The organism is Pseudomonas sp. PS01298 (assembly GCF_029959745.1).
GTDB classification, from domain to species: Bacteria; Pseudomonadota; Gammaproteobacteria; order Pseudomonadales; family Pseudomonadaceae; genus Aquipseudomonas; species Aquipseudomonas aylmerensis.
This window is the reverse complement of sequence record NZ_JASCPP010000077.1, coordinates 24057-34387: the sequence shown is the minus strand read 5'-3', so window position 1 is coordinate 34387 and position 10331 is coordinate 24057. Positions and strand designations below refer to the sequence as shown.

Genomic DNA, 10331 nt, shown 5'->3' with positions numbered 1-10331 from the left:
GGGCTTGCTCGCGAAGGGGCCCTGTCAGTTGATGCATGTGTTGGCTGACACACTGCTTTCGCGAGCAAGCCCGCTCCCACAGGGACTGCGGTGTTTTTGAGAGAGTCATCACAGGCATGTCCTCTGCTTACAGACCGTTGGCCATGGCTTTGTCGATCAGCCAGTTCAGCGATGGGCCACGGTCGCTGGTCACTTCCACCGGGCGACCGGCGTAGGTGCTGTCCAGCGGCGCATCAGGCTTGATCTGCACGCGGATGTCGGAAGACAGGTCGGCGCTGTTCAGGCTGGTGCTGCTGACGATGGTGCCGGTGCGGACCTGTTCTTCGTCGGCGACCTGGAAGCTCACTGGAGTGCCGGGGCGCACGTCGGCGAACTGGCGATAGGTGAAGCGCGCTTCGACATTGGCCAGGCTGCCGCGTGGCACCAGTTGGAAGATCACGTCGCCTTTGCTGGCGTACTGACCGTCGGCGACCAGTTGCTGGGCCACTACGCAATCGCATGGGGAGGTCAGGGTGCCGGTCATTTGCTTGCCGAACAGCTCTTCGACTTTGGCCGGTTGCAGCTGGTCTTCGTCCAGGTGGCCCTTGAGCACGTCGAGCATGCTGGTGCTGAAGGTCGCCAGTGGCGCGCCTTTGGCAGCGACCGCATCACCCTTGAGCAGGCTTTGCACGGTACCGTCGCGCGGCATGGTCACGTTCATGCCCGGTACGCTGACGATGCCCGCCTGGGCGTGACTGACGAAGTACATGCCGTACACCGATTTGAAGACAAAACCGAACGCAGCGAGGCCGACCAGGAAGATCGCCAGGCTGAAGGTCACGGCACGCAGGCGGCCGAAGGCGCTCATGTTGCTGCCGCCGTCCTTGACCTTGCGCGCCTTGGTGAAGTTGTCGCGCTGCAGGGTTGCCAGCACGTCGCCCATGGTCACGATGTCACCGGACAGGTGCGAGGTGATCAAGTGGCGCAGGGTCGAGATGTCCTGAGCGTCGAGGTTCTGGAACTGGCAACCGGTGCGACCTGTCTGGCGGTCGTAGGAGCGAATTTGCAGTTCCACGTCCATGGCCAGGCCAAGGTTGTCGATGACGAACTGCAGGCGGCCCTTGTGCACTTCACCCACGGTCAACGGCTGGGTGGCGGTGAACGCCAGGCCGCCGGCGGAAAGGTCGATCACCCGTGCTTCGGTCTGGGTGCGGTCGGTGTTGAAGAAGCGCAGCTTGGCCGGGATTTTGACCCGGGCATGTTGGCGCTGGGCTTCGGACTCGTGGACAACGTTGGCGTTTACTTGGCTGTTCATGACGGTGTAATTCCTTGGTTAATTCAGGCTTGGCAGGGTCAGACCATCATCAGCAACACGGCGACGAAAATGCTGCCGGCGGAGAAGGTCATGGTCCGAGACGACCAGGTGTTGAACCAACGTTGAAAGCTGGCCAAATCGCGGGTCAGTTTGGTGTCCTGGCGGGTCCAGGACTGTTGATCAAGGCGGAAGAACACGTAGATCTTCACCAGCGCGCCCATGATCTGGTTGTAATAGAGAATCACGGGGTAGGCCGGGCCGATCTTGTGGCCGGAGCACGACAGCAGCAGGGTCAGGATCAAGCGGGTGATGCCGATCCACAGCAGGTAGGCGAGGATGAACGCGCCGCCGTACTTGAAGGTGGCGATGATTGCCACGGTCAGGCCGAGCAGGGAGGTCCACATCGACACGCGCTGGTCGAACAACACGATGCTGGTGAACAGGCCCAACCGGCGTACACCCAGGCCCAGGGCACGGGAGTTCTGGCGCAGGTTGTTGCCGTACCAGCGGAACATCAGCTTGCGGCTGGCCTTGATAAAACTCTTTTCCGGCGGGTGTTCCACGGTGTTGATCGCGGCGTCCGGCACGTAGAAGGTGTCGTAGCCCAGGCGCATCAGGCTGAACCAGCTGGACTTGTCATCGCCGGTCAGGAACTTGAAGCGGCCCAGGCGCCAGTGTTGCAGCGAGTCGCTTTCCACGTCGGCGATAAAGCCCGGGTCGGTGACCACGCTGGCACGGAACACCGACATGCGCCCGGTCATGGTCAGCACGCGCTTGGACAGGGCCATCGAGCACATGTTGATGTGGCGCTGGGCGAAGCGCAGCTTGTGCCACTCGCTCATGATGTAGCCGCCGCGTACTTCGCAGAACTCGTTGGTGGTCAGCCCGCCGACATTGCCGAACAGCTGGAACCACGGGACGGTCTTGCGGACCACGCCTTCGGCCAGCACGGTGTCGCCATCGATCACGGCGACCACCGCACGGTCATCCGGCAGGTGACGGGAGATGGCGCGAAAGCCGAAGGCCAGGCCGTCACGCTTGCCGGTACCGGCGATGCGCACGAAGTCGAGCTTCACGTGGTCTGGCGGGTTCATGCGTTCCCACAGGCTCTTGACCAGCAGCTCATCGGACATTTCCACCAGCGAGCAGACCACGGTGGTCGGGAAGCCACATTCGATGGCCTCGCGAATCACCGAGCTGTAGACCTGCGCGGTGGTCAGCGCATCGATCCGGAAGCTGGTGACCATCAGGAACACATGGGACGGGTCGGCGGCCTTGCCCAACTTGCGCACTTTGCGGCGCAGGTGCGGGTAGACCACGTACAAAAACAGCATGCCGCGAAAGAAATGCGTAGCACCCATCGAGTAGCGCCAGATACCGACGGCGCCAATCAGGAAAATAAAATTCTTCGACTCGGAGTCGAACGTACTCGCCGGCAAAAGCAGGGCGAGTCCCATCAGCAGGCTCAGAAAGAACAGCCAGCCGGCGGATTGGAGCAGTACGTGTTTTAACTTGGACATAAGCGTCATCCGAAGGTGGTGAAAGCGGCTGGTTGCAAGCCGCAAGCTGCAAGGGCGGTGCTTTTACTTGCAGCTTGCGGCTCGAAACCTGCCGCTGCTCTTCCGTTACCAGCAAATGCCTTCGGTGCGGCCGCTGACGCTGGTGGCTGCGGACATGAAGCCCACCAGGTCGACCACTTGCTTGCCGTGCGGGGCGTTATGCGCCAGGGCACGGAACTTCTCATCGCGGTTGCCCAGGATGATCACGTCGGAGTTGTTGATCACGTCGTCGAAGTCCGAGTTGAGCAGGGACGACACGTGCGGGATCTTGCCTTCGATGTAGTCTTTGTTCGCGCCGTGGACACGGGCGTACTCGACGTTGCTGTCGTAGATGCTCAGGTCGAAGCCTTTGCCGATCAGCATCTCGGCCAGCTCGACCAGCGGGCTTTCGCGCAGGTCATCGGTGCCGGCCTTGAAGCTCAGGCCCAGCAGCGCGACTTTGCGTTTGTCGTGGCCGGCGACGATGTCGAAGGCGTTCTGCACCTGGGATTCGTTGCTGCGCATCAGCGAGTTGAGCAGCGGTGCTTCCACGTCCAGGGAACCTGCGCGGTAGGTCAGGGCACGCACGTCCTTGGGCAGGCACGAGCCGCCGAACGCGAAGCCTGGGCGCATGTAGTACTGGGACAGGTTGAGGGTCTTGTCCTGGCAGACCACTTCCATCACTTCGCGACCGTCGACGCCGACCGCCTTGGCGATGTTGCCGATCTCGTTGGCGAAGGTGACCTTGGTCGCGTGCCAGACGTTGCAGGTGTACTTGATCATCTCGGCAACGGCGATGTCCTTGCGGATGATCGGGGCGTCGAGTTCTTCGTACAGCGACTGCAGGACATCGCCGGAGGCTTTGTCGAACTCACCGATAACGGTCATCGGCGGCAGGTCGTAGTCGGCGATGGCGGTGGATTCACGCAGGAATTCCGGGTTGACCGCGACGCCGAAGTCGACGCCGGCTTTCTTGCCGGAGCAGTCTTCGAGGATCGGGATCACCACATTGGCGACAGTGCCCGGCAACACGGTGCTGCGCACTACGATGGTGTGGCGGGTGGTCTTGTCACGCAGGACAAAACCGATCTCGCGGCATACCGATTCGATGTAGTTGAGTTCCAGGTCGCCGTTCTTCTTGCTCGGCGTGCCGACACAAATCATCGACAGGTCGGTATCGCGGATGGCTTCGGCGAAGTTGGTCGTGCCACGCAGTCGACCGTTTGCGATGCCTTGGCTCAACAGTTCGCCCAGACCCGGCTCAACGATGGGCGATTTGCCTGCGTTGATCAGGTCGATCTTTTCCTTGGAGATGTCTACGCCGACCACTTCGTGGCCACGTGCAGACAGGCAACCGGCACAGACTGCGCCAACGTAACCTAGACCAAATATGCTGATGCGCATCGCATTTACCTCTTTGTCATTGAAGACGGTGTTAATCATGCCAATAGATGGCCGGAGTTCATGTTTGCAAACGTCACTGTTCACACGGAAGTTGGGCGAATAGACGCCGACTTACCGCGTACAGGCAGGTTAAATAGTGAGTGACTAACTATTGCACTCAAGGTGTGCGCAACTTGGCCTTGTTATTGGGGCTTGCCCTAAAATGCAGCCAGGCTTCCGGGTGGAAGGGCCTGACGCCGGCGCCGTAGAGCCTTGATAGAGGCGGTTAGCCCTTTAATATCAATGGCTTGAGCGTTGGCACCGACACATTTGGGTAAGCGCTGCCTTGGCCTATAGGGGTTAGCAATTCATCCTTATCGCCGCCCTCAACTCATATCAGTTGATGATGTGACCCGTGAGTCAAAGTTGATGGGGCAACTTTGCTACTTCCGTGGATCGTTATGTAAGTCATCTCTTACAGAAACAGAGAATTTCGTTACCGGTGGTATGAGCGGCGCTTTAAGGTGAAGTTCCGGGCCGCTCATCCTGTTTCCCGAAATTTCTTGAAATATTAGAAAAGATGGCACTGGTAGTACAGTGATAGCACTTGCTATTTGGGCCAGTAGTTGTAGGGAGTTGGCGCGCAGAGATAGTTTTGTGCCACCACGGTTTGAAAAAAGTGGTGCCACTACGAAAAAAAATTGGAAATGTCGAGTGAAAGAATTGTTAGAGATGCGTCAAGATATTTTTTGACGCCAAAATAATGACGAAATGCTTGGAGGAATGTGATCAAAAATGTGGGAGCTGGCTTGCCTGCGATAGCGTCGGGTCAGTTGGCAAATCTGCGACTGATACATCGCTATCGCAGGCAAGCCAGCTCCCACATTCAAACAAGAGTGCTTGCCAGGGCCTTATTCCGGTGCGTGATCGCGCAAAAACACCAGGTTATCCGGCTTGGACTGCTCTGCATTGAAGCGATAACCCTGCACGTCGAATTGCTTGAGCTTGGCCGGGTCGTTGATGCGCTCCTCGATGACGAAGCGGCTCATCATGCCCCGGGCCTTCTTGGCGTAGAAGCTGATGATCTTGTACTGGCCGTTCTTCAGGTCCTTGAACTCGGTATTGATGATGCGCGCGTTCAGGGCTGTGCGCTTGACCGCCGAGAAGTACTCGTTGGAGGCCAGGTTGAGCAGCACGTCGTCACCTTGTTCGGCCAGGGCTTCGTTGAGCCATTCGCTGATGCGGGTGCCCCAGAAGGCATACAGGTCCTTGCCACGGGCGTTGGCCAGTTTGGTGCCCATCTCCAGGCGGTACGGCATCATCAGGTCCAGCGGGCGCAGCAGGCCGTAAAGGCCCGAGAGCATGCGCAGGTGGTCCTGGGCGTAGGAGAAATCGGCATCGCTGAAGGTCTCGGCGTTCAGGCCGGTGTAGACATCGCCCTTGAACGCCAGCAGCGCCTGCTTGGCATTGTCCGGGGTGAAAGCGGGAGTCCAACTGCCAAAGCGCGCGGCGTTGAGGCCGCCGATCTTGTCGGATACGTGCATCAACTCGCTGATTTGCGCCGGGCTCAGGTCGCGCAATTGCTCGATCAACTCCTGGGAGTGGTCAAGGTATTGCGGCTGGGTGAAGCGCGGGGTTACCGGCTTTGACTCGAAATCGAGGGTTTTGGCGGGGGAAATCACCATCAGCATGAAGTTGGCTCCTGTAATCGTGGAGGGGATTCTAGGGGCTGGGGCGTTTTGACTCCACCTATCAAGGCAATAGACACCAAAACTGCGGAGCCGGCGTGGGATGGGGTGTATCGGCTATAGTGGCCGACGACTCTGGAGAGGGAGACCCTAGGTGCGAATCGCGCTTTTATTATCAGCTTGCCTGCTCTGCCTGACCGCCCAGGCGGCGCCGGTGGATGTCGCCAGCCTGGACCGTGGCACCTGGCCCGAAAATCTCGGCAGCCCGGCGCTGTTCGACGTGGCCTCGCGCGCGGAAATCCTGATGTTCGCCCACAGCCTGCTCGCCAGCGAGAATCAGGATGAAGCCGCGCTCAAGCAACGCCTGGGTTTGAAGATCATCAACATGGCGTCCATCGACGACTTGCGTCGCCAGCTCTGGCAGCGCCTGCTGGAGAACTACACGTTCGCCCAGCAAAGCTGCGAGGAAGATGCCTCGTTCTGCTACCTGGTGGAAAACATGGACGACCTGCGCGAGCAGGCCGGCAAGTTCGAGGTCAGCGAAAACTCCTTCTATATAGGCTGGGCCGGCCCCAGCCACGCGTTCCACGAACGTTACCTGGACGAGCTGCTGCGCAAGGCCGCGCTGTTTCCGCAGATCAGCAGTGAAATCGCGCGCTTTGGCGATCACGAGCGCAATGGCGACGAGTTCAACGACCGGCTGTTCCTGCTGACCTTCGATGGCGGCCCGGCACCGGTGAGCGGCAACACCGACTGGCTCACCGATTACCTGCGCAAGCAGAAGATGAACGCGACCTTCTTCGTCCTCGGCAGCAGCCTGCAGACGCGCGTCGAGCGCAGCTCGGTGGCCGATGTGCAGGCGCTGTACCAGGGCCAGTGCGTCGGCACCCAAGGCTGGCAGTATCGCTCCCATAGCCATTGGGTCGACTGGCAGGGCTCCATTACCCGCAGTGCCTCGCTCGCGCAGAACCTGATGCCGGAAAACTACCTGCCGCTGTTTCGGCCGCCCTACGGTCAGCGTCGCGCGGACAGCCAGGGGTTCTTCCAGGCCCAGGGCCTGCAAGTGGCGTTGTGGGATATCGATTCCCAGGACGAACCGGGCAAGCTCAAGGCCGATGAGTCGGCGCAACGGGTGCTGACGTTGATGTTGCTGTGGCGCAAAGGGGTGATTGTGTTTCACGACACCCAGGACAAGGCGCGGGTGGCGTTGCCGATATTATTGCAGGCGACGGGGCAAAGCGGATTGGGTTGGCAGGACTGCCGGGAGGCGTTTCGCTGAAAAGACCGAAGCGCCCGGCCCTGTTGGGGATGCGGCATTTTCGGGGTGATTTCGTGCGACATTTCGATGCAGGCGGACTTCCGACTTTAACGGGGTCCATGGCACTCGGCTAGTGCTATTCGTCATCCTGAAAAATAAACTTCAAAAATGCGTCAAAGTGCTTTTTTCTGTCATGGGTTTTGCGGTATTACGAAGTCAGATCGCCGAAACCTGCAACACAGGTGGCGTCTTCCAAGACTCCTCATGTGGGCACTGCACTTGACGTCACTCAGGTGCAGTCGGTGGTCGAATCGAGGCGCAGCACTGTTGCGGTATTGCGTCGACTGGCTCCCACAAAGGTGACCGAGTATGGATGATCATGGACGTAACCCTTCTTCCGACCAGCCAATCCTTTATGTGCTTGATACCAACGTACTGATCCACGATCCGAACGCACTGCTTAACTTCGAAGAACACCACGTCGCCATCCCGATGATCGTGCTTGAGGAGCTCGACAAACTCAAAAGCGGGCACCACAGCGTGGCTGCCGAATGCCGCCAGGCCATCCGCCTGATCGACAAGACCCTGGGCGAAGCGTCACCTGACGACGTTGAAGTCGGTGTGCCGATCCAGCGCGGCAAAAGCGGGCCCAAGGGCTTGCTGTCGATTCTGATGAGCAAGCGCAGCGAGCCCAACAGCCTGCTGCCGGAAAATCTGAACGACAACAAAATCATCAACCAATTGATCGACCTGCACGCACGCGACAAGGACCTGCGCCTGGTGCTGGTGACCAAAGACATCAATATGCGCCTCAAGGCACGAGCGTGTGGGATCGCTGCCGAGGACTACAGCACCGACCAACTGGTCGACGACGTGTCGATGCTCTCTCGTGGGTATCACACTGTGACGGGTTCCTTCTGGGACCTGGTCAGCAAAGTTGAAACCCGTCAGGACCATGGCCGCACTTGGCACCAGGTGCAGTTGATCGACAACCTGCCGGCCGTGCACATCAACGAGTTCATCATCGACGAACAGGGCTTCGTGGGCTGGATCAAAGAAATCCAGGTCGACAAGCTGCTGATCCTCGACCTGCATCAGGAACCCCTGTTGCACCAGGAAGCCTGGGGCCTGAAACCGCGTGATATCTACCAGAGCCTGGCGCTGTATGCGCTGCTCGACCCGGACATCCACCTGGTCAACCTGACCGGCGCCGCGGGTTCGGGGAAAACCATCCTCGCCCTGGCTGCCGCCATCGAGCAGACCATGGTGACCAAGCGCTATCGCCGCATCATCGCCACCCGCAGCGTGCAGGGCCTGGACCAGGAAATCGGTTTCCTGCCCGGCACCGAGGCGGAAAAAATGGAGCCTTGGCTGGGGGCGATCACCGACAACCTCGAAGCCTTGCACATGGATGACGAAAACACCCATGGCAGCGTCGACTACATCCTCAGCAAAGTGCCGTTGCAGTTCAAATCCCTCAACTACATCCGAGGTCGCAGCTTCCAGCAAAGCCTGATTTTGATCGATGAATGCCAGAACCTCACCCCGCACCAGATGAAAACCATCATCACCCGTGCCGGCGCCGGTTCCAAAGTGGTGTGCCTGGGCAACCTGGCACAGATCGACACCCCTTACCTGTCCGCGACCAGCTCCGGGCTGACTTACCTGACGGAACGCTTCAAGGACTTCCCGAACGGCGTGCACATCGCCCTGCAGGGTGTCCCACGTTCGATTCTGGCCGAATACGCCGAATCCCACCTGTAACCACGGTCAATGTGGGAGCTGGCTTGCCTGCGATAGCATCACCTCGGTGTAACTGACATACCGAGGTGCCTGCATCGCGGGCAAGCCCGACTCCCACAAAAGCCAGCTCCCACCTTTTGATCTGCGTTGGGTTTACAATCGACGCTCCTGATCAGGAGTACCGCTGTGCTGACTCATCTCGATTCCCAAGGTCGCGCCCATATGGTCGACGTCACCGACAAAGCCGTGACGTTCCGTGAGGCGGTGGCTGAAGCGCGGGTGCGCATGCTGCCCGAGACCCTGAAAATGATTGTCGACGGCGCCCATCCCAAGGGCGACGTGTTTGCCGTGGCCCGCATCGCCGGGATCCAGGCGGCGAAAAAAACCAGTGACCTGATCCCCCTGTGCCACCCGCTGATGCTCACCGGCGTCAAGGTCGAGCTCAGCGCCGAGGGCGTGGACGTGGTGCATATCCTCGCGCGCTGCAAACTCTCCGGCCAGACCGGCGTGGAGATGGAAGCCCTCACCGCCGCCAGCGTCGCGGCACTGACGATCTACGACATGTGCAAGGCGGTGGACCGCGGCATGACCATCGAAAGCATCCGCCTGCTGGAAAAGCTCGGCGGTAAAAGCGGGCATTTCAAGGCGGACCAGGCATGAGCATCAACGTACTGTTTTTTGCGCGCTACAGCGAAGTGATCGGTTTGGACTCCCTGGAGATGGAAGGCGATTTTGCCACCGTCGAGGCTGTGCGCCAGGCATTAGCGGGCGATCCCGAATTCGCGGTGTTGAACGAAACCAGCCTGATGTGCGCGCGCAACCAGGAACTGTGCACCCTCGACGAGCCGTTGCAGGCCGGCGACGAAGTGGCGTTCTTCCCGCCCGTGACCGGAGGCTGAGCATGGCCATTCGTGTGCAGGCCCAGCCCTTTGACCCCGGCGCCGAAGTCAACGCCATGCACGCCGCCAATGTCGGCGTCGGCGCAGTGGTGAGCTTTGTCGGCTATGTGCGCGATTTCAACGATGGCCTCGATGTGGCGGGGATGTTCCTCGAGCACTATCCCGGCATGACCGAAAAAGCCCTGGCCAAGATCGCCGTCGAGGCTGAGCAGCGCTGGCCGCTGCTCAAGCTGGAAGTGCTGCACCGCATCGGCGCCCTGGAGCCTGGCGAGCCCATCGTGTTCGTCGCGGCTGCCAGTGCCCATCGCCAGGCGGCGTTTGATGCCTGTGCGTTTGTGATGGACTACCTCAAGACCCGCGCGCCGTTCTGGAAGAAGGAAAATACCAGCGAAGGGCCGCGGTGGGTGGAAGGGCGGGACAGTGATCATGCGGCGGCGGATCGCTGGAAGGTGTAAGTGCATGAGTGCACTTTACTGAATTCTCGTCCGATGCGGGCCCGCCCGCGTTCAATGCGGGGGCTGGTGAGTC

The 10331-nt window shown here is 59.8% G+C and carries 9 protein-coding genes; 5 read left to right on the top strand and 4 right to left on the bottom strand.

From position 1 onward, the window contains the following. Positions 1-127: 127 nt before the first annotated feature. From QMX97_RS22775 to yaaA, 4 genes are all read right to left on the bottom strand, one after another. The gene (locus QMX97_RS22775) at positions 128-1294 is read right to left on the bottom strand and encodes an alginate biosynthesis protein Alg44 (RefSeq protein ID WP_065907047.1); all 1167 of its coding nucleotides are present in this window, start codon (positions 1292-1294) and stop codon (positions 128-130) included. A 38-nt stretch (positions 1295-1332) separates the two neighbouring features. Beyond that, a complete protein-coding gene (alg8, locus tag QMX97_RS22770) occupies positions 1333-2814 on the bottom strand; it encodes a mannuronan synthase (protein WP_162946061.1) in 1482 nt (493 codons plus the stop codon). A gap of 105 nt (positions 2815-2919) precedes the next feature. After that, positions 2920-4236: a nucleotide sugar dehydrogenase gene (locus QMX97_RS22765; protein WP_065907093.1), complete on the bottom strand. Its 1317-nt coding sequence runs from the start codon at positions 4234-4236 to the stop codon at positions 2920-2922. An 890-nt stretch (positions 4237-5126) separates the two neighbouring features. After that, positions 5127-5906: a peroxide stress protein YaaA gene (gene yaaA / locus QMX97_RS22760; protein ID WP_106805102.1), complete on the bottom strand. Its 780-nt coding sequence runs from the start codon at positions 5904-5906 to the stop codon at positions 5127-5129. A gap of 151 nt (positions 5907-6057) precedes the next feature. On the opposite strand from yaaA, the gene QMX97_RS22755 reads away from it, so the two are divergent. The 5 genes from QMX97_RS22755 (at position 6058) to moaE (ending at position 10258) form a co-directional block, all read left to right on the top strand. Beyond that, complete coding sequence (locus QMX97_RS22755; protein WP_282397655.1) at positions 6058-7182, top strand: polysaccharide deacetylase family protein; 1125 nt, start codon at positions 6058-6060, stop codon at positions 7180-7182. Between the two features lie 348 nt (positions 7183-7530). Continuing rightward, entirely contained in the window at positions 7531-8925 is a 1395-nt protein-coding gene (locus QMX97_RS22750; protein WP_017135209.1) for a PhoH family protein, read from the top strand. A gap of 165 nt (positions 8926-9090) precedes the next feature. Then, complete coding sequence (gene moaC, locus QMX97_RS22745; RefSeq protein WP_065907039.1) at positions 9091-9564, top strand: cyclic pyranopterin monophosphate synthase MoaC; 474 nt, start codon at positions 9091-9093, stop codon at positions 9562-9564. Continuing rightward, on the top strand, positions 9561-9803 hold the full coding sequence (gene moaD, locus QMX97_RS22740) for a molybdopterin converting factor subunit 1 (protein WP_065907037.1): 243 nt from the start codon (positions 9561-9563) through the stop codon (positions 9801-9803). Before moaC ends, moaD begins: the two co-directional genes overlap by 4 nt. Before the next feature lie 2 nt (positions 9804-9805). Continuing rightward, positions 9806-10258 carry a molybdopterin synthase catalytic subunit MoaE gene (gene moaE, locus QMX97_RS22735; RefSeq protein WP_120447668.1) on the top strand — a complete coding sequence of 151 codons (453 nt, stop codon included), beginning with the start codon at positions 9806-9808 and terminating at the stop codon, positions 10256-10258. Positions 10259-10331 lie beyond the last annotated feature (73 nt).